This is a genomic window from Thermobifida sp. (assembly GCF_017577275.1).
GTDB lineage: Bacteria > Actinomycetota > Actinomycetes > Streptosporangiales > Streptosporangiaceae > Thermobifida > Thermobifida fusca.
The window spans coordinates 1-26,562 of record NZ_PITY01000014.1 but is presented as its reverse complement, the minus strand read 5'-3'; the positions used below and the strand labels follow the sequence as shown (position 1 = coordinate 26,562).

Here is a 26,562-nt window from a genome sequence, read left to right as displayed (position 1 = left end):
CGCGGCCCCGATCCGGTTGTGCCGGAAGCCCGTGGCACCGGGAGGGTTAGACCGTCTCCTTGGCGGCCTCTCCCTCTTCCTTCTGCTTCGCCGACTGGAGCAGGAGCTGCGCGACGTCCATCACTTCCACGGACTCGGCCGCTTCCTTCTTCGACTTCTTCTCGTTGACGGCGTCGCTCACCATGACCTGGCAGAACGGGCAACCGGTAGCGATGAGGTCCGCCTTGGTGGACAGCGCCTCTTCGACGCGCTCGGTGTTGATGCGCTTGCCGATGCGCTCCTCCATCCACATGCGCGCGCCACCCGCACCGCAGCAGAAGCTGCGCTCCCGGTTGCGCGGCATCTCGGTCGCGGACACTCCCGGCACGCCGTTGATCAGCTCACGCGGCGGCTCGTAGATCTTGTTGTGGCGGCCCAGGAAGCACGGGTCGTGGTACGTGACGTTCCGGTCCACCCGCTCGATCGGCGCCAGGCGTCCTTCCTTGACCAGCTGGGCGAGCAGCTTGGTGTGGTGCACCACTTCGAAGTCGCCGCCCAGGTCCCGGTACTCGTTGCCGATCGTGTTGAAGCAGTGCGGGCAGGTGACCACGATCTTGGTCGCGCCGACTTCCTTGAGCGTCTCGATGTTCTGCTGGGCGAGCATCTGGAAGATGAACTCCATGCCCAGCCGGCGCGCCGAGTCGCCGGTGCAGGTCTCCATCCCGCCGAGCACGGCGTACTTGACGCCGGCGATGTGCAGGAGTTCGGCAACGGCCTTGGTGGTCTTCTTCGCCCGGTCCTCCAGGGCGCCCGCGCAGCCCACCCAGAAGAGGTACTCGGTTCCTTCGGGGAGCTTGTCCTCGACAACGGGGACCTCGAAGTCGACTTCGGAGATCCAGTCCATGCGCTTGGACTCGCTCATCCCCCACGGGTTGCCCTTGTTCTCCAGGTTCTTGAGGAGGGTGTTGGCCTCGGAGGGGAAGCTGGACTCGATCATGACCTGGTAGCGGCGCATGTCGAGGATGTGGTCGATGTGCTCGATGTCCACGGGGCACTGTTCGACGCAGGCGCCGCAGTTGGTGCAGGACCACAGGACGTCGGGGTGGATGACGCCGTTCTCCTCCTCCGTGCCCACGAGGGGGCGGCTGAGCAGGGCCAGCACGTCTTCGTGGATGTCCGGGGTCTCCTCAGTGATCCCTTGCATGAGGTAGGGAGCCTTGGCGTAGGCGTGCTCCCGGAGGTCCATGACCAGCTTCTTGGGGGACAGCGGCTTGCCCGTGTTCCAGGCCGGGCACTGCGACTGGCAGCGGCCGCACTCGGTGCAGGTGGTGAAGTCGAGGAGGCCCTTCCACGTGAAGTCTTCGATCTTGCCGACACCGAAGGGGTCTTCGTCCGGGTCGGCTTCCTCGAAGTCCAGCGGCTCGCCGTCCTTGTTGAGCATCTGCTTGGCCGGGCCGAGCGCGGCCGAGCCGTCGGCGTTGCGCTTGAAGAAGATGTTGACCGGCGCGGTGAAGCGGTGCCAGGCCACGCCCATGGTCAGGAACACGCCGATGGCGATGAAGAACAGCCAAGAGATGATCAGTTTGAAGGCCGCGACAGAGGCCAGTAGGTACTCGTTGGCGGGGAGGATTGCGCCGAAGGCGTGCGAGATCGGGGTAGCCCACACCGGGAAGGGGAAGTCACCCATGGCGACCTTGACGCCACGGATCACAAAGATCGAGACCAACAGGGCGATGATGTAGGCCTCGACGTAGTAAGCGGTCCAGTGCTTGGAGTTGGCGAACCTGGACTTGCGGCCGAGGACACGCGGTCCACGCAGCTGCCGGTAGATGGTGAGCCCGACGATGCCCGCGAGGCTCAGTGCGGCAATGGCCTCAATGAACAGGCCGTAGATCGTCCAGTCGTGGATGAGCGGCAGCTGGAAGTGGGGATCCCACACTTCACCATGGGCTTCGGCCACTGTGAAGACCAGGGCCGGGAACGACACCATGATGAACCAGTGGGCAATGCCGATCCAGCGCCACTTGAGCATGCGCGTGTGACCGAGTGTCTCGATCAGCGTGTTCGTGATGCGTCGCCCGAAGTCTGCCTTTCGAGCGGCTTCCACCGGACGGCCGACGCGCAGGATGCGGACCATCCGGCTGATGCCATAGGCCCACACGGCGACCCCGACCACGGCGAAGGCGGTCGTGATGATCCCCAGTATCAGGTAGAGCATCGCCCGCGGCCTCCCAACGTGCTGTCGTGTCCTGGTGCACGGCGCACCAGGGGTCCACCCAATGTTACTAGCGAGTAATAACCGACGGGTCAACGCTCCGCCGGTCCCACCCATTGACCGACTGGACAGGATGGCTGGTTGTCAAGGTTAGTGAAGAGGGTATGTGGTCATCTCCATTGGGTAGCCGGTCGGGGGATGGCGGTGCGGGCCTCGGGCTCGGGGACTTCTCGGAGGAGAGTACTGGGCCTTCCCTGGGATGTCCCTGGCTTCTCAAGAACCGTGATCAGAAGTGACGGTCGCCAGGGAACAATCGATGTGTCTTCCGCGTTGTCATGAGCGCGAAAGAAACTTGAGCCTAGGCGACTCAATTGATTTGACAGTGAGTCTGTGACGAAGCAACATTGCGTTAGGCAGACTCAACTTTGACGGAGGAAGCACTCATGGCACGTGCGGTCGGCATCGACCTTGGTACGACAAACTCTGTCGTCGCGGTCCTGGAAGGCGGCGAACCCACGGTTATCGCCAACGCCGAAGGAGCTCGGACCACTCCGTCCGTCGTCGCCTTCGCGAAGAACGGTGAGGTGCTCGTCGGTGAGATCGCCAAGCGCCAGGCGGTCACCAACGTCGAGCGGACCATCCGCTCGGTCAAGCGCCACATGGGCACCGACTGGAAGACCCACATCGACGGCAAGGACTTCACCCCGCAGCAGATCAGCGCCTTCGTGCTGCAGAAGCTGAAGAGGGACGCGGAGGCCTACCTCGGCGAGGAAGTCACCGACGCCGTCATCACCGTCCCGGCCTACTTCAGCGACGCTGAGCGGCAGGCCACCAAGGACGCAGGGAAGATCGCCGGCCTCAACGTCCTGCGCATCATCAACGAGCCCACGTCCGCTGCGCTCGCCTACCACCTGGAGAAAGAGGGCGAGGCCACCATCCTGGTCTTCGACCTCGGCGGTGGTACCTTCGACGTCTCGCTGCTGGACGTCGGCGACGGCGTGGTCGAGGTGAAGGCCACCCACGGTGACAACCACCTCGGTGGTGACGACTGGGACCAGGCCGTCGTGGACTGGCTGGTCGAGCGGTTCAAGAGCAGCAACGGCATCGACCTGTCCAAGGACAAGATGGCGATGCAGCGGCTCCGCGAGGCCGCGGAGAAGGCCAAGATCGAGCTGTCCAGCTCCACGGAGACCTCGATCAACCTGCCCTACATCACCGCCTCCGCCGAGGGTCCGCTGCACCTGGACGAGAAGCTCACCCGCGCCGAGTTCCAGCGGCTCACGTCGCACCTGCTCGAGCGCACCAAGGGCCCGTTCTTCCAGGTCATCAAGGACGCTGGGATCAGCGTCGACCAGATTGACCACGTGGTCCTGGTGGGTGGCTCCACCCGGATGCCCGCCGTGGTCGACCTGGTGCGCGAGCTGACCGGCGGCAAGGAGCCCAACAAGGGCGTCAACCCGGACGAGGTCGTCGCGGTCGGCGCGGCCCTGCAGGCCGGTGTGCTCAAGGGTGACGTCAAGGACGTGCTGCTGCTCGACGTGACCCCGCTGTCGCTGGGCATCGAGACCAAGGGCGGTGTCTTCACCAAGCTCATCGAGCGCAACACGGCCATCCCGACCAAGCGCTCGGAGATCTTCACCACGGCCGAGGACAACCAGCCGTCGGTGCAGATCCAGGTCTACCAGGGTGAGCGGGAGATCGCTAAGTACAACAAGAAGCTCGGCGTCTTCGACCTGACCGGCATCCCGCCGGCGCCGCGCGGTGTGCCGCAGATCGAGGTCACCTTCGACATCGACGCCAACGGCATCGTCAACGTCACCGCGAAGGACCTCGGCACCGGCAAGGAGCAGTCGGTCACCATCACCGGTGGCTCCGCGCTGCCGAAGGAAGACATCGAGCGGATGATCCGCGAGGCGGAGGAGTACGCCGAGCAGGACCGCAAGCGCCGCGAGGAAGCGGAGACCCGCAACAACGCCGAGTCGCTGGTCTACCAGACCGAGAAGGTCATCTCCGAGAACGAGGACAAGATCCCCGAGGACGTCAAGAACGAGACCAAGGAGGCGCTGGACGGGCTGAAGAAGGCGCTCGAAGGCAGCGACATCGAGGCGATCCGCAGCGCCAGCGAGAAGGTTGCCCTGGCCAGCCAGAAGATCGGCTCCGCCATCTACAGCCAGAGCCAGCAGGCCTCCGGCGCAGCGGCGGGCGGCCAGCAGAACGCCGAGGACGCGGAGGTCGTGGACGCGGAGATCGTCGACGAGGAGCCCAAGCGCGAAGGCAACTCGTGAAGACCGGGCCCTGGATAGAGGAGGCGTAACTCAATGGCGGTGCCGGAGAACGAGCACAGCACGGACAAGCAGGGGCCGGTGATCCGCGACAAGCGGCGGATCGACCCCGAAACCGGCCAGCCGCGCGTTCCAGAGGGGGAGGCCGCGTCGCCCTCTGAGGACTCCGCGGCTGCGGCAGCCGAATCCACGACGGCACAGCCAACCGACGAGGAGAACGCGGAGCTGATCCGGCTGCGGCAAGAGGTCGCGGAACGCACCGACGACCTCAAGCGGCTGCAGGCGGAGTACATCAACTACCGCAAGCGGGTCGACCGGGACCGCGCCGCAATGCGGGAGCAGGCACTCGTCCAGGTCCTCACCGAGCTGCTGCCGATCTTGGACGACATCGGCCGAGCCCGGCAGCACAACGAACTGGTCGGTGGCTTCAAGTCCGTGGGCGAGGCGCTGGAGTCCTTGGTCGCTCGGATGGGGTTGAAGAAGTACGGCGAGAAGGGCGACGAGTTCGACCCGACCGTGCACGAAGCCCTGTCCATGGTGCCCTCGACTGACGTGACCGTCCCGACCGTCATCGAGGTGTTCCAGCCCGGATACCTCATCGGTGACCGGGTGGTCCGTCCGGCCCGCGTGGTCGTGGCAGGGCCAGCCGAGGAGGACACGTCCGCCTCGGAAGAGGAGAAGAAGGAAGAGGCTGCAACCGAGGAGGCTGCCGCACCGTCCGAATCAGACGACGAGGCGAAACCTGCTGAAGCGTCCGAGTCGGCGGAGGCCGCGGAATCCACGGAGCTGTCTGACGCCACCGCGGACAAGAACACCGCGGACGAACAGTAGCGCGAGCGGTAGGAGAAGGGGTGTCCCAGGCTCGGGCCTGGGACACCCGACTCAGTCACCACTGGGCACAGAGCACGAGCGGGGAGAAGCAGACGTCGATGAGCACCAAGGACTACCTGGAGAAGGACTATTACAAGGTCCTCGGAGTCTCAAAGACGGCCACCGCGGACGAGATCAGGAGTGCCTACCGCAAGCTCGCGCGCAAGTACCACCCCGACGCCAACAAGGGCGACGCGCAGGCCGAGAAGAAGTTCAAGGAGATTTCTGAGGCCTACAGCGTCCTGTCGGACGAGAAGCGCCGCAAAGAGTACGACGAGGCCCGGTCGCTGTTCGGCGGGGCCTACCGGCCTGGCGGGGGCGGTATCGGCGACTTCAACCTCGGCGACCTGTTCGGCCACACCACGACCGGGGGTGAACGGCTCACCGACCTCTTCGGTGGACTGTTCGGCGGCCGCGGCCGCGCCACCCAGTCGCGGCGGGGCGCCGACCTCGAAACCGAGACCACGCTCAGCTTCACCGAAGCGGTCTCCGGCACCACGAAGAGCTTCACGCTCACGACCACCGTCTCGTGCCCCACCTGCCGGGGCAGCGGGGCCAAGCCTGGAACGACCCCGCGGGTCTGCCCCCGGTGTGCGGGGACCGGGCACGAGAGCACCAACCTTGGCGGCTTCTCCCTGTCCGAACCGTGCGCTCTGTGCAAGGGACGCGGCTACTTGGCCGACGACCCGTGTCTGACCTGCAGCGGAACGGGGAATGTGAAGGGCACTCGCACCGTGCAGGCCCGCATTCCCCCGGGAGTGTCCGACGGCCAGCGGATTCGGCTGCGGGGCAAGGGCGAACCAGGGGAACGCGGCGGCCCCGCTGGCGACCTGTTCGTGACCGTCCGGGTCACCCCGCACCCCGTGTTCGGCCGGTCCGGAGACAACCTGACCCTCACTCTCCCGGTGACCTTCCCCGAAGCCGTGTTCGGAGCGGAGGTGCGCGTGCCCACCCTGAGCGGGCCACCGGTCACCGTGCGGATTCCGCCGGGCACCCGCAACGGGCGCGTGTTCCGGGTCCGCGGCAAGGGGGCTACCCGGCGGGACGGCACAACTGGAGACTTGCTAGTGACCGTTGAGGTGGCGGTACCGCAGAATCTCAACAGTGAGGCGCGGGAGGCGTTGCAGCGATTCCAGGCCGCCACAGCCGACCACAACCCGCGCGCCGATCTGGAAGCCCGGGCGAAGGGGGCGTGAGAACCATGAACGACGCCACGTTCGGCGAGGACACTCCCGTCTACGTCATTTCGGTTGCGGCAGAACTGTCGGGGCTCCACCCGCAGACTCTGCGGCAATACGACCGGCTCGGGCTCGTGCGTCCGGGGCGGACGCCGGGCCGTGGCCGACGGTACTCGATGCGCGACATCCAGATGCTCCGCGAGGTGCAGCGGCTCTCCCAGGAGGAGGGCATCAACCTCGCCGGGATCAAACGCATCCTCGAACTGCAACGCGAGGTGGCGGAGCTGCGCGAGCACATCTTCCACTTGCACAACGAGCTGAACGCAGCCCGCTCCGCGGTGGCGGCCCGGCGGGCCAGCAGCGACCACTCCTCCTCATCCCGGAGTGGCGGCGAACTGCTCCCGGTCCACCGCACTCGCATCACTATTTTCAACCGCACCACGACCCAGCCCCCCGAGCCGCAGTAGTAGCCCTGGGCCGCCCCGGCCCCGGGCTCCTTCGAGCCTCCGGCGGGGCAGCGCATTCGTCTTACCTGTTCTGTGCCTTGAAGGGGGCGGCGAGACATGGATTATAAGCTCACCAGGAAGAGTCAGGAGGCGTTGTCCGCGGCAATCCGGAGGGCAACCGCGGACGGTAACCCCCAGGTCGAACCGGTGCACCTGCTGTCTGCCCTGATCGGCCAGGCTGAAGGAGTCGTCCGGCCCCTGCTCAAAGAGGTGGGGGCCGATCCAGGCAGGCTCAGCACCAAGGTGGAAGAGGAGATCGCCCGACTGCCTCGCGCGTCGGGGAGTACGGTCAACGCGCCGGCGAGCTCCCGGCAGCTCATCATTTCGCTGAACACGGCGGCCCAGCGCGCCAAGCAGATGGAGGACGAGTACGTCTCCACCGAGCACCTGCTGGTCGGGCTGGCCGCGGACGGGGGGACGGCAGCCACCCTGCTGCGGGAGGCAGGCGCGACACCGGAAGCGCTGCTGGACGCGTTCAGCCGGGTGCGGGGCAGCGCCCGTGTCACTTCGGAGACCCCGGAAGACACCTACCAGGCGCTCGAGAAGTACGGGGTGGACCTCACCCAGCGGGCCCGCGAAGGCAAACTGGACCCGGTTATCGGCAGAGACGCGGAGATCCGCCGGGTGATCCAGGTGCTGTCCCGGCGCACCAAGAACAACCCGGTGCTCATTGGTGAACCGGGTGTCGGCAAGACCGCGGTGGTCGAGGGCCTCGCCCAGCGTATTGTCGCCGGCGACGTCCCCGAGTCGCTGCGCGACAAGCGGCTGATCTCGCTGGACTTGCCCGCGATGGTGGCGGGTGCCAAGTACCGGGGCGAGTTCGAGGAGCGGCTCAAAGCGGTCCTCAACGAGATCAAGCAGAGCGAAGGGCAGATCATCACGTTCATCGACGAGCTGCACACCGTGGTCGGCGCGGGTGCGGCCGAGGGGGCGATGGACGCGGGCAACATGCTCAAGCCCATGCTGGCCCGAGGCGAACTGCGCATGGTCGGGGCGACCACGCTCGACGAGTACCGCGAACGTATCGAGAAGGACCCGGCGCTGGAGCGGCGGTTCCAGCAGGTGATGGTGAACGAGCCGTCCGCGGCCGACACGATCGCGATCCTGCGCGGCCTCAAGGGCCGTTACGAGGCGCACCACAAGGTGCAGATCGCCGACTCGGCGCTGGTGGCGGCGGCGACCCTGTCCGACCGGTACATCACTGCCCGGTTCCTGCCGGACAAGGCCATCGACTTGATCGACGAGGCAGCGTCCCGGCTGCGCATGGAGATCGACTCCCAGCCGGTGGAGATCGACGAACTGCAGCGCGTGGTCGACCGGCTCAAGATGGAGGAGATGGCGTTGAGCAAGGAGTCCGACGCCGCCTCCAAGCAGCGGCTGGAACGGCTGCGCGCCGACCTCGCCGACAAGGAGGAGCAGCTCAATGCGCTCATCGCCCGCTGGGAGCAGGAGAAGGCCGGGCTCAACCGGGTCGGTGAGCTCAAGGAGAAGCTGGATGAGCTGCGGGGCCAGGCCGAACGCGCCCAGCGCGACGGCGACTTCGAGGAAGCCTCCCGGTTGATGTACGGGGAGATCCCGCAACTGGAGCGGCAGTTGGAGGAGGCTCTCTCCGAGGAAGACTCGGCCGAGCACGCCACCATGGTCAAGGAGGAGGTCGGCGCCGACGACGTGGCCGATGTGGTGTCGTCGTGGACCGGTATCCCCGTGGGGCGGCTCATGGAGGGGGAGAGCGCCAAGCTGCTCCGGATGGAGGAGGAGATCGGAAAGCGCCTGATCGGGCAGCGGCGCGCTGTGGCCGCCGTCTCCGATGCGGTGCGGCGGGCCCGCGCGGGGATCTCCGACCCTGACCGGCCGACCGGCTCCTTCCTGTTCCTCGGCCCCACCGGCGTGGGTAAGACGGAGCTGGCGAAGGCGCTCGCCGAGTTCCTGTTCGACGACGAGCGCGCGATTGTGCGCCTCGACATGAGCGAGTACTCCGAGAAGCACTCGGTGGCCCGGCTGGTCGGTGCGCCCCCCGGCTACGTCGGCTACGAGGAGGGCGGCCAGCTCACCGAGGCGGTGCGGCGGCGCCCCTACACGGTGGTGCTGCTCGACGAGGTGGAGAAGGCCCACATCGAGGTCTTCGACACCCTGCTGCAGGTCTTGGACGACGGGCGGCTCACCGACGGGCAGGGCCGCCAGGTGGACTTCCGCAACACGCTGCTGATCCTGACCTCCAACCTGGGGTCGCAGTTCCTCATCGACCCCACGCTGGACGACGCCCAGCGGCACGAGAAGGTCATGCAGGTGGTGCGGAACACCTTCAAACCGGAGTTCTTGAACCGGTTGGACGACGTGATCGTGTTCGACGCGCTGTCCACCGACGACCTGACCAAGATCGTCGACCTGCAGGTGGATCGGCTGGCCCGGCGGCTGGCGGACCGGAGGCTCAAGCTGGAGGTCACTCCGGCTGCCCGCGAGTGGCTGGCGCTGGCCGGCTACGACCCGGTCTACGGTGCGCGTCCGCTGCGGCGGCTGGTGCAGACCGCGATCGGCGACCCGCTGGCCCGGGAACTGCTGGCGGGCAACCTCGTTGAGGGCGACACAGTCCGCGTGGATGTGGACGAGTCCAAGGATTCGTTGACAGTGGGTCCGGTGAAGGAGCCCGCGTCCGCCGCATAAGCGGTGACCGTAACCGGGGGCGGTGACATGCCGTTGTCACCGCCCCCGGTTGTTTTTTCTGCCCCGGTTTCCAGAACGGCCCACCGCGGCGCGGTTTGTGCAGGGGAGATATTCGGCGCCAAGGAATCCGAAATAGCTGTGACGTCGCATTTTCCTTCGGATGGGGCCGAAAACCCATTTTCAGGGGATCATCGGACATATCTCTGTAAGGACACGGAAAGTGATAAATTGAATACAGTCTTTTCTGTTGTGAGAACGCCGGAGTGATACGAAGGGGATAGTGATGGCGAAGAACGGTTCCTGGCACCACAACAACACCAACCTCGCAGGTCTCCTCGGCTTTGTTGCCGTGGCCAACGGTGTTGCCGGTCTCTTTTTCGGCGACACCGTCAAAATCGTCGTCCTCGTGCTGACCGTGATCATTGTCGGATGGGCCGTCTACCAGATGGCGTCCAATAAGAAGGCCGGACGCGCCTGAGCGCACAGCGGAGCCTTCGCGGACTCCAGCCACTGGATCCCGCGGAATCCCTTTCTGCAGGAAGCGGCCGTACTCAGCAATGCCGAGAACCCGGAACAAGATCACGCCGCGGACCTGAGCGGCCGAAGTCTTTTCCAGATTTCCGAAAAAACCGTCCGCTTCCTTCACCAGCCCCTACGCCGCGAGGGCGGCCGGAGTGCTCCGGCCGCCCTCGCGGCGTAGGGGACGGCTCCGCGCCGTCACAGCCATCCCCCCTAGATCGCGGCTTCGAGACCGGCCAGCCACGACCGGCTGAGCGAGACCACCACGGCGTCGCCTCCCCGGCGCACCAGCTCCTGGCTGAGCTCCGGGTGCTTGACCACCCGGTCCACCGACGCCATCAACGCGACATCGTCGCTGAGCAGAGCCGCGCGGACCAGCCGCTCCTCCAGACTCGCCCGCATCTGCACCGCGAACGGGCTGTAGCTTTTCGGCAGGAACGGCCCCCGGTAACGGGCGACCGCCTCAGCCAGCCGGCCCTCTTCCACCAGCTCCAGCACTTCGACAACGTCGCAGCGCACCTCACCCGCCAGCAGATAGCAGCAGCGGTCGCGGTCGTAGCGCACGTCGATGCCGAGTTTGCGGGCCCGCAGCGCCAGCGTCGGCAAACTCGACGGGGCGGGGTCGCCTTCGAACAGAGTGGACAGCAGCCAGTCCCGCGGCGCCGACCCCTTCGCCAACGCCAGCACCGCCACGAGCTCCAACGCCCGGCCGTGCCGTACCGGGACCCCGTCCACCCGGCATCCGCCAAGCGTCTCCACTACGCGTGCATCGTTCATCGTCACACCTCGCATCCGTGGAAGCCGCCGGGACACAGCCCCGGCGAAGGCCACTCGAAGTCGGCTCCACGGACCACGGTGCCGCGCAGCAGCATCCACTGCCTATCCACGGGCTATCACTCCCGCCTGCACCACCAGCCCCACAGGACATCGCCCGGATAGTCCCCCTTTGACCTGGCACAACGGAGAAAAGCAAAAAATTCTGCGGGTGCGACAGCGGTGTGAAGCCCGGGCGATCGCCGACTGACAGATTCAGTGCCGTCCACCGGAGACGGCACACAACCGGATCCACGAAACCCGGGGCTATGGCAGCCCGCCCACACCAAGGAGCCTCGCATGACCGACTATTCGGTACTCGTCCCGTTCCTCCCACGCCGCCCGGAGCAACTGCTGCCCTACGCCGCGCTGGTGAACTGGACCCGTGCGGAGCGCCTGTGGCAAGGGCAGGCCCTGCTGATCGAACCCCACCAGGGATTCGCCTACGCGGCCGGGGCAGGCTTCCGCGTCCCCGCCGGATTAGGCGTCACCCTGATGCCCTTCCGCCACCCCTACGAGGCGGCCCTCCAAGCCCGATCCCTGGCCATGGCCACCGGGCACCCCGCCATCGCCGGCTTCGGACCGGGAGCGCGCAGCCTCCAGCAGGGCATCCTGGGCGCCCCCTACCGCAGTCCGCTGACCGCGGCACGCGAATACCTCACCGCGGTCCGCGCTCTCCTCTCCGGGAAAGTGGTCCGGCTCGACGGCGAATACTTCACCGTCCACGCCCAACTGCCCCCCGCGGCAGCTCCCGAGGTCAAGCTCGGCCTCGGCGTGCTGCGGCCGGGAATGGCCGGAGTCGCCGGAGAACTCGCCGACGTGGCGATCACCTGGCTCACTCCCGCCGCCTACATCAGGGACACCCTCCTGCCCGCCATCCGCAAGAGCGCGGTGGAGGCCGGACGTCCCGCACCGACCGTCACCGCGATCGTCCCGGTGGCCTTGGAGCGGCCCGGCACCGATCCCGCCGAGGTAGCTCTCGCCAGCAACGCCGCGCACCTGCAAGGACCCCACTACCTCGACATGCTGCGCCGCGCCGGAGTCCACGTCCACGGCAGCAGCCCGCAGGACGCCGCCCGCGCCCTGATCAAAGGCGGGGCCTTCGTCAGCGGCGACCTGGACACCGTCTGCGCCGAACTCGACCGCTACCGCGAAGCCGGCGTGGACGAGGTCGTCCTCAACGTGACCGGCGTGTACAAGGCGTGCGGCCACCAGGCAGCCATGGACGACCTCAAGCAGATCCTCGCGGCGGTAACGCGATGACCACCCCACAGACGACCCACCCCACGACAGCGACGGGAAACACGATGATGGACAAGACCGAGTTGCGGCGGATCAAGCGGCACCTGATGTCCTGGAGCACCGGCCAGTTCGAGGTCGGCCCCGCCAACCAGGACTCCTGCTCGACCATCGTGGTGGCCGACCCGGCCCACCTCGCAGACCTCCTGGACACCGACCTCGTCGGCGACAACACCGTCGTGCTCGCCCCCGAAGGGCACGGAGCAGACCCCTCCCGCGTCGTCGGCTTCGCGGGCACGCTCGACGAACCCAACGCCGAGATGTCCATCGGCTACGACTTCTTCCTCCAAACCCAGGACTACGCCACCAGCCCGTTCATGTCGGTCCTCGGTCCGACCCTGGTCCGGGTGACCGGGCCCGACGACCTGGAACTCTTCCTCGCCGACGCCGACCGGGCCCGCGAAGAAGGCGTCTTTCCCGACATCGCTGTCGTGCCCGCAGTCCGCATCGCAGACCTCCCCGGGCTGGGAGCAGGCCCGGGAGTCGACGGTCCTCAGCTACGCCTCTACGTCAACGCCGAAGGCGAAATCTCCACCTCGATCGGTGGCTGCAGCCTCGGACGTGTCGGCGACACGCTCGCCTCCCTGCGAGCGAACTGGGACCGGCGCAACGCGGCAAGCACCGCACACGGGAACTGCTCGCCCGCCCCTGGCTCGGCCGCTACCTGGCCGCTGTCGACGGCCTGCGGATGCTCGCCACCCGCGAAATCGTCGGACTCCGCGTCTCCGGGTTCGGCCAGCGGCTCAACCCCGCCCTCGACCACCACCCCGACTCGGCTGACGCTGCCACGCCCCTGCTGTTCTGGAACGACGAGAGCGGATACGTCTACGAACCCGCCAGCGGACGCACCTTCCAGGTCAACCTGGCCGCCGCCACAGCAGTAGAAGCCCTCCTGGTCACCGGGTCGGCAGAGCAGGCGAGCGAATACGCGTCGCCCCGCAGCCTGGCCGCCGTGGACCGCTTCTTCACCGAATCCGGCGTGACCTTGACCGGAATCGGATCGGAGGTGGCTGTGTGATGGCTGCAACCACCCTCCTGCCCCCTGGCCGGGCCGGGCAGCTCGTAGCCGAACTCGGCGACCGCGCCCGCCTGTGCGACCTGTACGGGCCGCACGGGGCCCCCATCTACCACGACATGTCCCTCCGCGACACCGGCGAAGTCCGCCACCTGGTTGGACTGGTCCGCCCCCACCCGGGCCCGGTGCTGGACCTCGCCGCCGGATCGGGGCGGATCACCCTGCCCCTCCTGGCCCTGGGCCGCGAGGTCACCGCGTTGGACCTGTCCGCGGACATGCTGGCGCTGCTCCGGCAGCAACTCGACCGCGCCCCCGCCCACCTGCGGGAACGCTGCACGGTGGTCCAAGCCGACATGGCGGACTTCCGGCTCCCCCGCCGCCACGCCGTCATCGTCCTCGGCACCACCTCGATCTCGCTGCTGGACCGGGCGGGCCGCGCCGGACTGTACCGCTGCGTCGCCGAACACCTCGCCGACGGCGGACGGTTCTTCCTCACCACCCTCGACCGAGGCGCGGACTCCCCCGAAGAGGAAGTCGAGATCACCGCAACCGGGGCCAGCGGGACCGCCTACCGCCTCTACGAACACTGGCCCGCCGGTGCCGACGTCCGCACCATCACCGTGCTCCCCAGCGAGCTGCCCGACGGCCCAGTGCCCGTGTGCACCGGCCACGTACGGGTGCTCCCCCCAGACCGCCTTGCCGCCGAGCTCACCCAGGCCGGGTTCACCGTCCAGCAGCGGCGCACGCCGCTCGAAGACGCAGGCCGGCACCGGGTGACCCTGATCGAAGCGGAGATCCAGCGATGAGCCACACCACCAGCACCGCGCTCTGGCCCTACCTGCTGCCGCCGAGCGCCCACGGAGACGACAGCATCTGCGCGGTCTCCGCCCGCGGCCACCGGGTGCGCTTCGCCGACGGACGCGAACTGCTGTGCGGGGCGAGCGGACTGTGGAACGCCAACCTCGGCTACGGGAACCCGGCGATCGCGCAAGCAGTAGCCCAAGCCCTCCACGACGCCTCCTACCTGAGCGCCTTCCGGTACGAGAACGTCTACGCCCGCCGCGCCGCCGCCGACCTGATCGAGGTGAGCGGACCCGAGCACTACTCCCGGGTCCTGTTCTCCTCCTCCGGTGGCGCCGCCAACGACGCGGCCATGAAAGTGGCCCGGCACTACCACGCCCTCCTCGGCCGCACCCGCCGCTCCCTCGTCGTCAGCCTGCGAGGCAGCTACCACGGCCTCACCTTCGGCGGCTTCGCGCTCACCGGCGAAGACCTGGGGCAGCGGCTCTACGGGGTCGACCAGCGGCTGGTCCGCCACGTGCGGCCCAACGACACCGCTGAACTGAACGCCCTGGTCTCCCGCGCCGCCAAGCAGATCGCCGCCGTGGTCGTCGAACCGGTCGTAGGCACGGGAACGATCCCCCTCACTGACGAGTACGTGGCGGAACTCCTGCGGCTGCGTGCCGAGCACGGCTTCCTCCTCATCGCCGACGAGGTGGCCACCGGGTTCGGCCGGACCGGCAGCTTCTTTGCCTCCCAGCGCTGGCCGGAACAGCCTGACCTGCTGATCACTTCGAAAGGGCTCACCAACGGCACCTGCCCGGCCTCGGCCGTCATCGTCTCCCAGCGTGTCGCGGACGCCTTCACCGAACACGACGCGGTGCTCTCCCACGCCGAGACCCAAGGCGCCACCCCCCTCACCTGTGCGGCGATCAGCGCAACCATCGCTGAAATGCGCCGACTGGACGCTGTCGCCGCAGGCCAAGCGCTCGGCGAAAAACTGGGTGCCGGTATCGCGGAGCTCATGGCAGAAATGCCGCAGATCATCGGCACCACCGGGGTCGGCTGCTTCCGCTCGCTGCGCATCGCGGACGCCTCCGGCGCACCGCTCCCGCAGCACCGGGTGCCCGCCCTCGTCGCCGCAATCCGCGACGCAGGAGCGATCGTCCACCCCGGCCCCTCAGGGGTGCAGCTCGTCCCGGCACTCACCTACAGCGACGCTGAACTGGCTGAACTGCTGGACTGCGTCCGCCGCGGAATCCTTGCCCACCACGAGGCCGAACAGGCCGCGACCCCCGCGGAGACGATCGCATGACTCTCCTGCCCACCGCCCCGCCCCGGCCCATGTACGGCTGCGGCCACCTGACCGAATGGCTGCGGCAGAAGGGCGCCACAACGGTCGCCCTGGTCACCGACCAGACCCTCACCGACACCCCGATCCTCGCCACCGTGCGGGCACGGATCGTCGCGGCAGGCGTGCAGGTCCGGTTCTTCGTCCTCCCCGACGCCGGAAACCTCGACTCCGTCCTCCGACTCGCAGACCGGTTCGCCGACTGCGACCTGGTGGTCGGAGTGGGCGGTGGGTCCGTCATCGACCAGGTGAAACTGGCCGCGACCCTGTGCGGCAACCCCAAGGCCCGCGGTCGGCTGACCGTCGCGCAGCGCAGCGGCACCATCATCCTCCCGGTCACGGTCGAGCGGAGGACACCGCTGCTCGCCATCCCCACCACGCTGGGCACCGGCACCGAGCTGAGCGCAGTGGCCTGCCTGGTCTACCCCGAAGGCAAACGGATCATCAGCGGACTGTGCCTCCGCCCAGACGCGGCAGTGCTCGACCCGTTGGCGACCGAGACCCTGCCGGTCGAGCTGGTCGCGGAAGGCACGCTCGAAGCCCTCTTCCGCACCGTGAGCCCCTACATCGGGGACCACGCCGACCTGCCGGAACAGGACGCCCTGGTCGAAGCTGTCGCCGCCGAACTGGTGCGGCTCGGCGACGAAGTGAACCGCCTGCGCCGCCGCGGCGAGCCGATCAGCCCTCAGATACGGCTGCGGATCGCTGAACTGAGCGGCCGCAGCCAGCTCGGAGACCTCCACGCGGGCCGCAAACCCTACGCGGTCAAAGGCTGGGCGATCGCCAACGAACTCTCCTGGGAGCTGTCGCTGCGCAAGATGCCCGCCATCGCCGCCCTGCTGCCGCCGCTGTGGCGCCGTATCGCTGACGGGGACCACAGGATCGGCTCCGCTCCGCGGCTGGTCCGGATCTGGCAGCGGTTGGCAGAGAACTCGCCCGGCCTGCCTGACGACCCGGCGGAAGGGATCGCTGCGCTCATCGAACGCTGGCAGATCGACCACCGGATCACCGCCGACCCCGCCCAGCTCGACACGGTGGCGGCCCGCGCCGTCCACGCGTGGGGTGCAGGACTCCCCGTGCTCGGGGGCCTTACCCAAGCCGAGATCCGCCAACTGCTTGCCGACGCCGTGGCCGACAGAGCCCTCGCGCCCGGCACACCACAGACTTCCGTCGCCTGACCGGGCGGCGGACCACCGAGAAAACCGAGAAACACGAAAGGAGCACGGATGCAGGACATCACTCCGCAGCCCAACGAGGTTGCGCTGGAGCTGGAGATGCAGGAGCTGGAAGCGATGGAGGCGCCCGGCTTCTGGACCGGAGCCGCTCTCAGCGCCGTGATCAGCGCCTCCTTCGCCACCACCCTCACCTAAAACCGTCCACCCATCCAACAGCGGACACAGTTCCGCCCCCCAGGTAGCCGCCTTCACCGGCCCCACACTTCCCCGATGCACCAGCGTCGGGACGTGGGGCCGGGGCGGCCCCCTCACCCCCGACGACCCCCACGACGAAACGGAGAGACCATGTCCTGGTTCGACTCGAACACCAACCTGACCGGAATCCTCGCCGTCTGCGCTGGACTCACCGCGGCCAGCGTCCTGTTCCTGGACGGCACCGCGCGGATCGCCGCCATCGCCGTCACCACGGTGGCTGCCGCCCTCATCGGAGCCAAGTTCCGCACCAACCTCCAGAGGGGGCAGCAGTGAGCCAGGACGCTGTTGCCCGATTCCGCGGAGTCACCAAGCGGTTCGGCTCCACCACGGCAGTCGAAGACCTCACTTTCGACGTCCGCCCCGGCCGCATCACCGGCCTCCTCGGCAGCAACGGGGCAGGCAAGACCACGTCGATGCGCATCCTGCTCGGCCTGGTCCGACCCACCGAAGGCGAAGCCACAGTCTTCGGCGCCCCCTACCACCGCCTCGACCGGGCAGCCCACCGGGTCGGGGTCAGCATGGACGGCGTCAACTCGTTCCCCACTGTGCGCGGCCACCGCGACCTGCGGATCTGGGCACGGATGCTCGGACTTCCCGACTCCCGGGTGGACGAAGTGCTGGAACTGGTGGGCTTGGACGGCCGCTCCAACCGGCGGGTGAAGGACTACTCCACGGGGATGCGGCAGCGGCACGCCCTCGCCTGCGCTCTGCTGGCCGACCCTGAGTTCCTCATCCTCGACGAGCCCGTCAACGGCCTCGACCCGGACGGTATCCGCTGGCTGCGCGGCTTCCTCCGCTCTCTCGCCGACGAAGGGCGCACCATCCTCATCTCCAGCCACCTGCTCTCCGAAGTTGAGCAGACCGTCGACGACGTCGTGATTATCCAGCGCACCCTGCGTTACGCCGGTCCGCTTAAGGACCTGGTCCGCGAGAGCGGCGACCGCCTGGAGGAGCGCTTCTTCGAGCTGATCGGCACTGAAACGAAGGGAGTAGTCCATGTTTAACGTACTGCTCGCTGAAGGGAGGAAGGCCCTCACCGGGCGGAGCTGGCTCTACCTGCTAGGCGGCGGCATCCTGTTCGGCGTGACCGTGGCGTACGGATACGCCACCAGCGTGGAGGACACCGCGGCCGTCACCACCCAAGTCCGCGCTTCGGTCACCGAAGAGGTCATCAGGGCCTGGATGACCATGCACCTGTTCTCCACCTTGTTCGGCGCGGTGTTCGTGGCAGGCGAATACCACACCGGTACGATCAGCCGCTCGGTCCTGCTCAGCGGCGGCCGAGGGCGCCTGTTCGCCGCCAAGATGATCGTCGGCACCGTTATGGGGGTGCTGTTCGGCCTGGTCGCTGCCGGAGCGGCCCTGCTCTCCCCCCTCGTCTTCATCCCGACGTTCGCTGACTTCTCCCCCGAGTGGACCACGGTGGGCTGGCAGACCGCGCTGGGCGTGTTCGCGGTAACCGCTCTCGGTACCTGCTGGGGAGTGGCCCTCGGCTGGGTTGTCCGCCACCAGGTCGCTTCGGTCCTCATCATCGTCCTGCTCACCCTGGGGCTGGAGCCCTACCTGCTGCGCGCGGTCCCCGAAGTGGCCAAGTACCTGCTCACCATCGCGATGAGCTCGGTCTACCTGGATGGCAAACCTGAACTGCTCTCCGTGCCCGCTGCCCTGGCCGTGATCTGTGGATGGATCGTGGCGACGGGCGCGGCCGGCTACCAGCTTCTCCGTACGAGGGACATCACATGACGACGCACACCCTCCCTGGGGCCGGCCGGCGCACCGCCGCTACCCGCCCGGCCCCGTCCGACACCTCCCAGTCCGTTCCGGAGCGGCCGCGCCTCGCCGAGGACGTGGTCGTCCACCCGCCCGCCGACGGCGAAGCCCACTGGGTGGTCCAGCGCGGCAGCCGCTACTTCCGGATCGGTGCCGACGTGGCCCGCCTGATGCAGGCCCTGGACGGGCAGACCGACGCGGCAGGGCTCGCTGACCGGCTCGGCCGCCCGTGGACCGCCGAGAACGTCCACTCCGCTGTCCGCAGCCTCCACGAACGCGGCCTGCTGGACGACGGCCGCGTCCTGCGGCGGACCCCCTGGGTCGTGTTCGTCCCCCCGATGACCGTCCAGTTCACCCTGGTCCGGCCGGAGCGGCTGCTGCAGTGGCTGCGCCCGCTCATCGTCGCCGCGGCCAACCGGGTCACCGCCACCCTGGCAGCCGCGGTCGCGCTGGGCGGCGTGCTCGCCCTCGCAGCCCAGGCCGCCGACCTCGGTCGAGCCATGGGCGAGCCGCTGCCGCTCGGCGTCTACGCGGGCGTGGTGGCAGCGTTCCTCGCCTCCACCTCCCTGCACGAGCTCGGGCACGGGGTGACCCTCACCTACTACGGCGGCCGTCCCACCCGGATCGGGGTGATGCTGTTCTATCTGGCGCCCGCGTTCTTCTGCGACGTCTCCGACGGCTGGCGGCTGCGCCGCGAACACCGGGTGCGGGTAGCCCTCGCCGGTATAGCCACGCAGGCCGTGATCGCGGGGGCAGCAGCGTTCACCGCTTTCGTCGTCGACCACCCCGACGTCCGCGCTGGAATCCTGGTGTTCTCCGTGGTCGCCTACGCAGCCGGGCTGCTCAACCTCATCCCGTTTGTGAAACTGGACGGCTACCTCGCCCTGATGAGCCACCTCGACCTGCCCTACCTGCGGGACCGGGCCATGGCTGAGGCCCGGGCGTTCCTGGCCCGGATCCTCTTCGGCGGGCGGCGCGAGCCGGGGCTGGGCCGCTGGTGGTCGGTCCCGTTCGGCCTGGCCTGCATGGCCTTCCCCGTCTATCTGGTGACCACTGCGCTGGCTCTCTGGTTTGACCTGTTCCACCGGGTCGGGGCCGTGGGCATCACCCTGGTGGTGTGCGGCCTGGGCTTCTTGGGCTACGCCGTGTTCCGCGGGGTGCGGCGGCTCATCCGTCAGGCTCGTCGCACCGGCGCCCGGCCTTGGCGGATCGCCTTAGGCAGCGTCCTGCTCGGCGGTGCCGCAGCACTGGCTTTGCTGCTTCCCGTCCCGTGCAGTGCGACCGGCGCCTACGTCGTGGACGGTGACCGCGCTGAACTGGTGCTGCTCACCGACCCCGCGACGGGCGAGGTGGCCGCAGGGCAGCAGGTCGAGCTCATCCAAGGCGGCATGGTCGTGGAAACACAGGTCGGCGCGGCCGTAGTGGAGTCCTCCACCGGGGCGGAGACCACCGCTCCCCTCGCCGCGTTCGTCCCCATCACCCTCGATCCTGAGGTCCGCGTGCCCGCCGTCGGCTACGAGATCCGCGTCACCGACCTTCCCCCGCACCAGTTCGGGATCGCCCGCGTCCACCTTGCCGACCTGCCGCTGTGGGAGTTCCTCTACCGCAGCTATCTCGTTCCGCTCCTGGACTGGTGACTCTGCTGTCCCCCTTCCCGAGACCCCCACCCCCGATCGACGAGGAGACCTCCGTGCTCGATTTCCGCTACCTCGAGTTCTGCCTGACCGCAGGCCACTTCTACGAGAAACCGCCGGCCGAATCTTCCGAGAACGACTTTTCCCTGGTCCACGGCGACCTCCCCGAAGGGTGGGAGCGGAGCCTGGGCAGCGAGTGGGCGGTGTTCACCCCACCGGACCCCGGAATACCCGAACAGGGGTGGAAGGTGCACGTCTCAGCCACCCTCGACAACGCGGAAGAGCTGCTGCGGACTGTCTTCGACTACTGCGTGGAACGGCGCATCATGTTTAAGTTCATCCGCAGCCTCCGTGTCCTGCAGCGCCGCAACAGCAAGTACGGGGACCGCAGCGCCAGCGGCAAGTTCATCACCATCTACCCGCGCGACGAGGCGCACTTGGAACGCATCCTCTGCGAACTGGACGAGCTGATCGGCGGCGCGCCCGGCCCCTACATCCTCAGCGACCTGCGGTGGCGGTCCGGTCCGCTGTACGTGCGCTACGGAGGGTTCACCCTCATGATGGGCCCGTCCCCCACGGGGGAACTGGTGCCGTGCCTACGCGACCCGGACGGGAATCTCGTCCCCGACGAGCGCCGCCCCGGATTCCGGGTCCCCGACTGGGTGGAAGTGCCTTCCTTCCTGGACGAGGCGCTCGCACAGCGCCGGGCCGGAACCCTTCGCGACTTCCCGTTCCGCCCCTACAAGGCCCTGCACTTCTCCAACGGTGGCGGGGTCTACCTGGCCCGCGACATCCGCACTGGCGAGGACGTGCTCCTCAAAGAGGCCCGGCCCATGGCCGGACTGGACAACAACAGGGTGGACGCCGCTACCCGCTTGGAACAGGAGCGGTGGGCGCTGGAGACGCTGGCCGACCTGCCCCACGTGCCTCGGCTGATCGACTACCGCCGCGGGCACGAGCACCTCTTCCTGGCCCGCGAGTACGTGCCCGGTATTCCGCTCAACCATGTCGTGGCGCAGCGCAACCCCCTGCTCGTAGGCGACACGGACCCGACACGGTACGCCGACTACACCCGGTGGGCGCTGCACATCATGGACCAGGTGGAACAGGGAGTCCGCGGCATGCACGACCGGGGTATCGCCTTCGGTGACCTGCATCCCGGCAACATCCTGGTCCGCCCCGACGATTCGATCGTCTTCATCGACTTGGAAACCGCCTCCCCGGCCGACTCTGGCGCGCGCCAGGCCATGGGCGCCCTCGGCTACTCCGCACCCCCGGACATGGCCGGACCCGACGTCGACCTGTTCGCGCTGGCCTGCCTGCGGCTCGGCCTCTTCGTCCCCTTCACCCATGTCATCAGCTGGGGAGAAGACAAATACCAGCAGATCATCGGCTTGGTGACTGAGCGTTTCCCGCTGCCGGACGACTATGTGGCGCGGATCCGCGAAGGGCTGGGACCGTCCGCCCCGCCGGTGAAGCGGCCCGCGGAACCGCTGTGGCCTGCCCCGACCCGGCAGACGTGGCCGACCCTTGCCACCGCGTTGACGTCCGGGATCCGAGAGGCTGCCACCCCCGGACGGGAGGACCGGCTCTACCCCGGGGACATCCGCCAGTTCCTCACCCCCGGTGCCGGACTGGGCTTCGGCTACGGCGCAGCAGGAGTGCTGTGGGCGCTGGACACGGTCGGCCAGCCTGTCCCGGAGGAGCATGTGCGCTGGCTGGTGGACCGGGTCCGCGACGTTGAGGGCATGGGGCCCGGCTTCTACGACGGTCTCAGCGGTATCGCTTACGCCCTGGACCGGATCGGCCGCCCGGAAACGGCCCGCGAACTGCTCGCCGCAGCCTGGGACTGTCCGCGCGACCACGTCAACGCCAGCCTGCTGGACGGTCTGTCCGGACTGGGCCTCGCACTGCTGCACTTCTCTGACTGCGACGGGGCTCTGGAGCGTGCCGCGGAACTCGGTGTCCACGTGGCCCGGCCGTGGCTGGTGGAAGGCACCCCGGCGCGGCGTGTCGGACTGTTGCACGGCGGGGCAGGGCAGGCGCTGTTCCTGACCCGGCTGTACGAGCAGGGCGGGGGAGGCGAGGAGCTGCTCGACGCCGCCGAACGGGCTCTCCGCGCCGACGTGGCGGCCGTGATCCCGCCCGGTGTCGATGAGGGCGCGCTGGCCTGTCCTGCCGGGCTGAGCGGCGGCCCCGGAATGGCTTTGGCGCTGCGGGTCCTGCTGCGGCACCGCCCCGACCCGGAGCTTGACCGGATGCGGCGGATGCTGCTGCGGTCCGCTGCCCGGCAGCTGTCGTCCTTCCCCGGACTGTTCAACGGACGTGCCGGGACCCTGCTGGCCCTGGTCGACCAGTGGCCGTCCGACCGGCCGGTGGCCTTGATCGACCAGCACCTGTCGGCTTTCGGGTGGGACGCGGTGCGGGTCGGCTCCGGCCTGCTGCTGCTCGGTGACCAGAGTCTGCGGCTCTCCACCGACTTGGCCACGGGAACCTCCGGGGTGGTGCTGGCCCTGCACACGGTGGTGGAAGGCCGTCCGTGCCCGCTGCCGTTCCTCGACGATTCGGCGCCCGCGCTCGCAGGAGGCGGCGTGTCCGAGCAGAAAGGACTGGTCCCGGCATGATCGACGTCACTCGGACCCTAGGGCCGGCCGGGGGGATCGCCCGCGTTTTCGGACTGCAACCGCCCACCCCCCGCGACCCGCTGTGGACTGCGGGAGTGGAGTTGCGTTCCCCCGGCCCCGACGACAACAGCCTGCCCTTGTCCGCCCGGATGGTGGGTGCGTGCGGGCTGGCCCGGAACGACGCGCTGGTCCGCGGCGCAGGCGAAGCAGTGGAACGGTTCGCCCTGCACCCGGGGCGCGCCGCCGGACCAGTGCGGGGGCGCCGCACCGGCTTGCCCGCGCCGGCCGTGGAGTTCCACCGTCCCGAGGTTGCGCTCGGCGCGCCGCACGCCGCCGACCTGGAACTGCACTGGTATCCGGCACGGCGGCTGCGCGACGGCGCCAAGGTGATGGTTCCTGCTCCGCTCGTGGACTGGCCGTGCGATCCGCGGGAAAGCGCCTACTTCGACCCGGGGCCTTCGGGGGCTGCTTCCGGGCTCGGCTGGGAGATGGCGTTGCGCGCCGCGCTGCTGGAAGTGGTGGAACGCGACGCGGTGATGGTGGCCTGGCAGCGCGGTCTGCGGGCCTACCGGGTCGCCGACCCGGCGGGGATGGTGAGCGCTCCCGCCGGGCCCTGGGAGAGTTGTGGCAGCGGGCGCGCCGTGAGGGGATGACCCCGTTCCTGGTCGTACTGCCCACCGCCCATCCCGCGGTGTGGTGCTGTGTGGGCGGGCTGGACGACGCGGACGGCGACCTGGCCGCGATCGGCTGCAAAGCGTCCGACCGCCCCTGGGAGGCGGCGCTCGGCGCGTTCCAGGAAGCCTGGCAGGTGCGCTCCGTGCTGCTCCGGGCACGGGAATCCGGGGTACGCCCGGTCGCGGCCGAGGAGATCGTGGACGAGGACGACCGGATCGCCTACCTCGCTTCGCCTGCCGGGGCTGCGGCGGTACGCGAGTGGCTGGCCGGCTGCGACGGGGACGCGGCACAGGTCGCGTGGACGCCAGGGGTGGGCACCGAGGAGCTGGTCGCGGCGGTTCTCGCTGACGGCGGCGACCCGCTGGTCGTGGACTTGGCGGCGCGCCTGCCCGAGCCGCTGCGCGCCATGGGGTGGCACGCCCTCAAGGTCGTCCCGGTGGGCTACCAGCAGTTGCGCATGGATGAACGCCACACGTGGAGTTGGAATCGGGCGCGGCTGGCCTCAGCGGTGGAGCGCACCGGACTGGCCGCCCGCCGCACGGCGGACGACGACGCGCCGCCGCATCCGCTGCCGTGACCAGCGCCGGACCGCAGAGAAGGGTGGGGATAGCCCGGCGATAGCCCGGTGACGGCCGGTTATTCCACAGTGGAATCACCACCGCAAAGCGGAACACCTGGTGAGGAGGTTCCCATGCTGACCACGAACCCGGCCGTCATCGTCGCTACCGGTGCCCGCTCCAGCGACCCGTGGGAAGTCTGCTGACCCGGCCGCGCCTGGGGCGCTACCGGGCGGCGCGGTCCGGCACCGGAGCCTGGTCCCGCAGCGTGTCCAGCACCGAGGCAATCTCGCGGATACCGGCGCTGTCGTTGAGCTGTTCGCGGATGCGCAAGGCCCGCTCCAGCAGGCCGCGTGCCGCGTCCCGTTTCCCTTCGGCGAGGTGGAGCAGGCCCAACTCGTACAGCAGGAGAGCTTCACCGATCGGATCGTCCAAGCCGCTGACCAGCTCCAAAGCGGTCTGCAACTGGTCCAGTGCGGCGTCCCGTTCGCCCCGGTGCAGCGCCGCTTGGGCAAGCCGGCGCAGCACTTGGGCCCGGGCGCGCGGGTCTCCCGTCAGTTCCGCGTAGTGGCGGGCCGCATCCAGGTCTGCGAGTCCGGCCTCCGTTTCCCCTGCGCGGATCCGCAGATGGCCGAGGAGCATGAGGGTGCGCCACCGGCCGCCCAGGTCGTCGGCTGCCGAGAAGCCGGCCAGCGCTTTTTCGCACAGTTCGCGGGCGGTCTGGTCGTCGCCGGACAGGGACGCCAGGTAGGCCAGGTGGCGCTGGCACAGCGCCTGCCCCAAGCCGTCGCCCAGGTCGATGAACTCGGCGAGCGTACGGTTCAGGACGGTGCGCGCTTCCTTGTGGCGGCGCTGGTGGAGCAGCCGGGTGACTGAGGAGTAGGCGAGGGCTGCGGCGCCCCGCCGGTTACCCGCTGCCTGCACCGCGCGCACCGCGCGGGAGTGGAGTTCGTCGAAGTCGTCGAAGTAGCCGCGGCGTTCCAGGAACATGGCGAACCCGGTCACCAGTTCCCAGCAGTGGCCGTCCAGTCCCGCTTCTGCTGCTTGGGCGACGGCCGAACCCAGGTTCGCGCGTTCGCTCTCCAGCCAGGCGGCGGGGTCGGAGAGCAGCCGGTCGCGGTAGTGGCGCGGCAGGTGCCAGCGCAGCGCGTCCCCGCGCAGCTGGAGGAAGGTGCCGCCCATCATCCGCCGGTTGGCTTCGTCGACCAGGGCCAGCCAGCCGCCTGCCAGGCGCTCGCTGGCGGCGCGGCGGTCGGCGTCGTCTTCTTCCGCGACCAGCCGTTCCCAGGAGAAGCCGCGGGTCAGGTCGTGGAACCGGTAGGTGGGTTCCCCTGCAGTGTCGACCCCGGTCACGTCGAGCATCTGCGCGTCGACCAGTGGGTCGACCAGGTCGGAGGGGAACGGGCGGGCATCGTCGAGGAGTGCTCCGGCGGTACAGCAGGGGATGGTCGGCCCGTCGACGAGGCCGAGCAGCCGGAAGACGCGGGCGCTGCGCGGGTCGAGCCCGTCGTAGGTCAGGGACAGGCTGGCCCGCACGGTCATGTCGCCGTGTTCGAGTTCGTCGAGGTTGTGGCGTTCGTCGGCGAGCCGCCCGACCATGGAGGCGAGGGTCCAGTGAGGGCGGGCGGCGAGACGGGCCGCCACGATCCGCAGGGCGAGCGGCAGCCGTCCCACGGAGCGGACGAGGGCCCGGGCGGCTTCGGGTTCGGCGTTGATCCGCTTCGCGCCCACGACCCGGGAGAGGAGTTCCAGGGACTGGTCGCCGCTGAGGATGTCGAGTTCCACCAGGGTGGCTCCGGGGATGCCGGTGAGCCGGGAGCGGGAGGTGATGATGACTCCGCAGCCGCGGCCGCCGGGGATGAGCGGGAGGACTTGGCTTTCGGAGACGGCGTCGTCGAGGACGACGAGGACGCGGCGGGTGGCGAGCAGCCCGCGGTACATTGCGGCCCGCTCGTCGGGGTCGTCGGGGATGGCTTGACCGGGGACGCCGAGGGCGCGCAGGAACCGGCCGAGGATGTCGGAGGGCGGGAGCGGGGCGCCGCGGCTGGCCCGCAGGTCGCAGTAGAGCTGGCCGTCCGGGTAGTGGTCGGCGGCGAGTTGGTGGGCGGCGTGCACGGCGGTGGCGCTTTTGCCGACGCCGGGCCGGCCCAGCAGGACAGCGACGCCGACGGCGCCGTCGCTGTTCAGCAGGGTCGTCCGGATGGTTTCAAGGGCTTCGGTGCGGCCCACGAAGTCGGCGGTGTCGGTGGGGAGCTGGTAGGGGGTGACGCCGCGGGAGGGGGAGGACGGCGGGGGTTCGGGCGGGGCAGCGGGGGCCGGGGGGGCGGCGGGGCGCAGGGCCGGGGGGCCCGGGGGGGTGGGTGCGTCGGGGGGGCGCTGTGCGTCTCCGGGGTCGCAGCCGAGG

22 protein-coding genes are annotated in these 26,562 nt (G+C 68.9%); 19 read left to right on the top strand and 3 right to left on the bottom strand.

The window, feature by feature from the left end; all coding sequences use genetic code 11:
• Positions 1 to 46 precede the first annotated feature (46 nt).
• On the bottom strand, positions 47 to 2,197 hold the full coding sequence (locus CW348_RS02320; protein WP_016188054.1) for a (Fe-S)-binding protein: 2,151 nt from the start codon (positions 2,195 to 2,197) through the stop codon (positions 47 to 49).
• Between the two features lie 440 nt (positions 2,198 to 2,637).
• Here CW348_RS02320 and dnaK point away from each other — a divergent pair, with 440 nt between their 5' ends.
• From dnaK to CW348_RS02290, 6 genes are all read left to right on the top strand, one after another.
• A complete protein-coding gene (dnaK, locus tag CW348_RS02315; RefSeq protein ID WP_011290643.1) occupies positions 2,638 to 4,479 on the top strand; it encodes a molecular chaperone DnaK in 1,842 nt (613 codons plus the stop codon).
• Positions 4,480 to 4,512: 33 nt separating this feature from the next.
• Positions 4,513 to 5,307: a nucleotide exchange factor GrpE gene (gene grpE, locus CW348_RS02310; RefSeq protein WP_104613122.1), complete on the top strand. Its 795-nt coding sequence runs from the start codon at positions 4,513 to 4,515 to the stop codon at positions 5,305 to 5,307.
• A gap of 98 nt (positions 5,308 to 5,405) precedes the next feature.
• Positions 5,406 to 6,542 (top strand): molecular chaperone DnaJ, encoded by a 1,137-nt coding sequence (gene dnaJ / locus CW348_RS02305; RefSeq protein WP_016188055.1) that lies wholly within the window; start codon positions 5,406 to 5,408, stop codon positions 6,540 to 6,542.
• A 5-nt stretch (positions 6,543 to 6,547) separates the two neighbouring features.
• Positions 6,548 to 6,991, top strand: coding sequence for a heat shock protein transcriptional repressor HspR (locus CW348_RS02300; protein ID WP_104613121.1), 444 nt, complete (start codon positions 6,548 to 6,550; stop codon positions 6,989 to 6,991).
• Between the two features lie 96 nt (positions 6,992 to 7,087).
• Positions 7,088 to 9,691, top strand: a complete 2,604-nt coding sequence (gene clpB, locus CW348_RS02295; protein WP_011290647.1) for an ATP-dependent chaperone ClpB — start codon at positions 7,088 to 7,090, stop codon at positions 9,689 to 9,691.
• A gap of 283 nt (positions 9,692 to 9,974) precedes the next feature.
• The gene (locus CW348_RS02290; RefSeq protein WP_011290648.1) at positions 9,975 to 10,169 is read left to right on the top strand and encodes a hypothetical protein; all 195 of its coding nucleotides are present in this window, start codon (positions 9,975 to 9,977) and stop codon (positions 10,167 to 10,169) included.
• 254 nt (positions 10,170 to 10,423) lie between these two features.
• Here CW348_RS02290 and CW348_RS02285 read toward each other — a convergent pair whose 3' ends face one another.
• The gene (locus CW348_RS02285) at positions 10,424 to 10,987 is read right to left on the bottom strand and encodes a hypothetical protein (RefSeq protein ID WP_011290649.1); all 564 of its coding nucleotides are present in this window, start codon (positions 10,985 to 10,987) and stop codon (positions 10,424 to 10,426) included.
• A 336-nt stretch (positions 10,988 to 11,323) separates the two neighbouring features.
• Between CW348_RS02285 and CW348_RS02280 the strand changes: the two genes are divergently transcribed.
• The 13 genes from CW348_RS02280 (at position 11,324) to CW348_RS02220 (ending at position 24,178) form a co-directional block, all read left to right on the top strand.
• On the top strand, positions 11,324 to 12,286 hold the full coding sequence (locus CW348_RS02280; RefSeq protein WP_011290650.1) for an LLM class flavin-dependent oxidoreductase: 963 nt from the start codon (positions 11,324 to 11,326) through the stop codon (positions 12,284 to 12,286).
• On the top strand, positions 12,283 to 13,206 hold the full coding sequence (gene mpaB, locus CW348_RS02275; RefSeq protein WP_234351652.1) for a daptide biosynthesis RiPP recognition protein: 924 nt from the start codon (positions 12,283 to 12,285) through the stop codon (positions 13,204 to 13,206). The genes CW348_RS02280 and mpaB overlap by 4 nt, the downstream gene beginning before the upstream one ends.
• 133 nt (positions 13,207 to 13,339) lie before the next feature.
• Positions 13,340 to 14,143: a daptide-type RiPP biosynthesis methyltransferase gene (gene mpaM, locus CW348_RS02270; RefSeq protein WP_287462611.1), complete on the top strand. Its 804-nt coding sequence runs from the start codon at positions 13,340 to 13,342 to the stop codon at positions 14,141 to 14,143.
• Positions 14,140 to 15,432 (top strand): daptide-type RiPP biosynthesis aminotransferase, encoded by a 1,293-nt coding sequence (mpaD, locus tag CW348_RS02265; protein WP_104613140.1) that lies wholly within the window; start codon positions 14,140 to 14,142, stop codon positions 15,430 to 15,432. Before mpaM ends, mpaD begins: the two co-directional genes overlap by 4 nt.
• Positions 15,429 to 16,646, top strand: coding sequence for a daptide-type RiPP biosynthesis dehydogenase (gene mpaC, locus CW348_RS02260; RefSeq protein ID WP_278459845.1), 1,218 nt, complete (start codon positions 15,429 to 15,431; stop codon positions 16,644 to 16,646). Before mpaD ends, mpaC begins: the two co-directional genes overlap by 4 nt.
• A 48-nt stretch (positions 16,647 to 16,694) precedes the next feature.
• A complete protein-coding gene (locus tag CW348_RS02255; RefSeq protein WP_278459844.1) occupies positions 16,695 to 16,838 on the top strand; it encodes a daptide-type RiPP in 144 nt (47 codons plus the stop codon).
• 150 nt (positions 16,839 to 16,988) lie between these two features.
• A complete protein-coding gene (locus CW348_RS02250) occupies positions 16,989 to 17,171 on the top strand; it encodes a hypothetical protein (protein ID WP_061783873.1) in 183 nt (60 codons plus the stop codon).
• Positions 17,168 to 17,902 (top strand): ABC transporter ATP-binding protein, encoded by a 735-nt coding sequence (locus CW348_RS02245; RefSeq protein WP_061783872.1) that lies wholly within the window; start codon positions 17,168 to 17,170, stop codon positions 17,900 to 17,902. The genes CW348_RS02250 and CW348_RS02245 overlap by 4 nt, the downstream gene beginning before the upstream one ends.
• Positions 17,895 to 18,641 carry an ABC transporter permease gene (locus tag CW348_RS02240; protein ID WP_278459558.1) on the top strand — a complete coding sequence of 249 codons (747 nt, stop codon included), beginning with the start codon at positions 17,895 to 17,897 and terminating at the stop codon, positions 18,639 to 18,641. Before CW348_RS02245 ends, CW348_RS02240 begins: the two co-directional genes overlap by 8 nt.
• Complete coding sequence (gene mpaP / locus CW348_RS02235; protein ID WP_061783870.1) at positions 18,638 to 20,305, top strand: daptide biosynthesis intramembrane metalloprotease; 1,668 nt, start codon at positions 18,638 to 18,640, stop codon at positions 20,303 to 20,305. Before CW348_RS02240 ends, mpaP begins: the two co-directional genes overlap by 4 nt.
• Positions 20,306 to 20,358: 53 nt before the next feature.
• On the top strand, positions 20,359 to 22,926 hold the full coding sequence (lanKC, locus tag CW348_RS02230) for a class III lanthionine synthetase LanKC (RefSeq protein ID WP_082797714.1): 2,568 nt from the start codon (positions 20,359 to 20,361) through the stop codon (positions 22,924 to 22,926).
• A complete protein-coding gene (locus CW348_RS02225) occupies positions 22,923 to 23,579 on the top strand; it encodes a YcaO-like family protein (RefSeq protein ID WP_287462603.1) in 657 nt (218 codons plus the stop codon). The genes lanKC and CW348_RS02225 overlap by 4 nt, the downstream gene beginning before the upstream one ends.
• Entirely contained in the window at positions 23,576 to 24,178 is a 603-nt protein-coding gene (locus CW348_RS02220) for a hypothetical protein (protein WP_287462601.1), read from the top strand. Before CW348_RS02225 ends, CW348_RS02220 begins: the two co-directional genes overlap by 4 nt.
• A gap of 205 nt (positions 24,179 to 24,383) precedes the next feature.
• Here the strand turns inward: CW348_RS02220 and CW348_RS02215 are convergent.
• The coding region (locus tag CW348_RS02215) for a tetratricopeptide repeat protein (protein ID WP_287462599.1) at positions 24,384 to 26,562 on the bottom strand (2,179 nt) is incomplete at its 5' end.

Bases quoted from the DNA above. Each gene is read 5' to 3' on its own strand.
- CW348_RS02290 (WP_011290648.1), top strand. From the start codon at position 9,975: ATGGCGAAGAACGGTTCCTGGCACCACAACAACACCAACCTCGCAGGT.
- CW348_RS02320 (WP_016188054.1), bottom strand. From the start codon at position 2,197: ATGCTCTACCTGATACTGGGGATCATCACGACCGCCTTCGCCGTGGTC.
- CW348_RS02250 (WP_061783873.1), top strand. From the start codon at position 16,989: ATGTCCTGGTTCGACTCGAACACCAACCTGACCGGAATCCTCGCCGTC.
- mpaC (WP_278459845.1), top strand. From the start codon at position 15,429: ATGACTCTCCTGCCCACCGCCCCGCCCCGGCCCATGTACGGCTGCGGC.
- dnaK (WP_011290643.1), top strand. From the start codon at position 2,638: ATGGCACGTGCGGTCGGCATCGACCTTGGTACGACAAACTCTGTCGTC.
- grpE (WP_104613122.1), top strand. From the start codon at position 4,513: ATGGCGGTGCCGGAGAACGAGCACAGCACGGACAAGCAGGGGCCGGTG.
- mpaB (WP_234351652.1), top strand. From the start codon at position 12,283: ATGACCACCCCACAGACGACCCACCCCACGACAGCGACGGGAAACACG.
- CW348_RS02255 (WP_278459844.1), top strand. From the start codon at position 16,695: ATGCAGGACATCACTCCGCAGCCCAACGAGGTTGCGCTGGAGCTGGAG.
- CW348_RS02280 (WP_011290650.1), top strand. From the start codon at position 11,324: ATGACCGACTATTCGGTACTCGTCCCGTTCCTCCCACGCCGCCCGGAG.
- mpaP (WP_061783870.1), top strand. From the start codon at position 18,638: ATGACGACGCACACCCTCCCTGGGGCCGGCCGGCGCACCGCCGCTACC.
- mpaM (WP_287462611.1), top strand. From the start codon at position 13,340: ATGGCTGCAACCACCCTCCTGCCCCCTGGCCGGGCCGGGCAGCTCGTA.
- CW348_RS02220 (WP_287462601.1), top strand. From the start codon at position 23,576: ATGACCCCGTTCCTGGTCGTACTGCCCACCGCCCATCCCGCGGTGTGG.
- CW348_RS02225 (WP_287462603.1), top strand. From the start codon at position 22,923: ATGATCGACGTCACTCGGACCCTAGGGCCGGCCGGGGGGATCGCCCGC.
- mpaD (WP_104613140.1), top strand. From the start codon at position 14,140: ATGAGCCACACCACCAGCACCGCGCTCTGGCCCTACCTGCTGCCGCCG.
- CW348_RS02285 (WP_011290649.1), bottom strand. From the start codon at position 10,987: ATGAACGATGCACGCGTAGTGGAGACGCTTGGCGGATGCCGGGTGGAC.
- dnaJ (WP_016188055.1), top strand. From the start codon at position 5,406: ATGAGCACCAAGGACTACCTGGAGAAGGACTATTACAAGGTCCTCGGA.
- clpB (WP_011290647.1), top strand. From the start codon at position 7,088: ATGGATTATAAGCTCACCAGGAAGAGTCAGGAGGCGTTGTCCGCGGCA.
- CW348_RS02240 (WP_278459558.1), top strand. From the start codon at position 17,895: ATGTTTAACGTACTGCTCGCTGAAGGGAGGAAGGCCCTCACCGGGCGG.
- CW348_RS02300 (WP_104613121.1), top strand. From the start codon at position 6,548: ATGAACGACGCCACGTTCGGCGAGGACACTCCCGTCTACGTCATTTCG.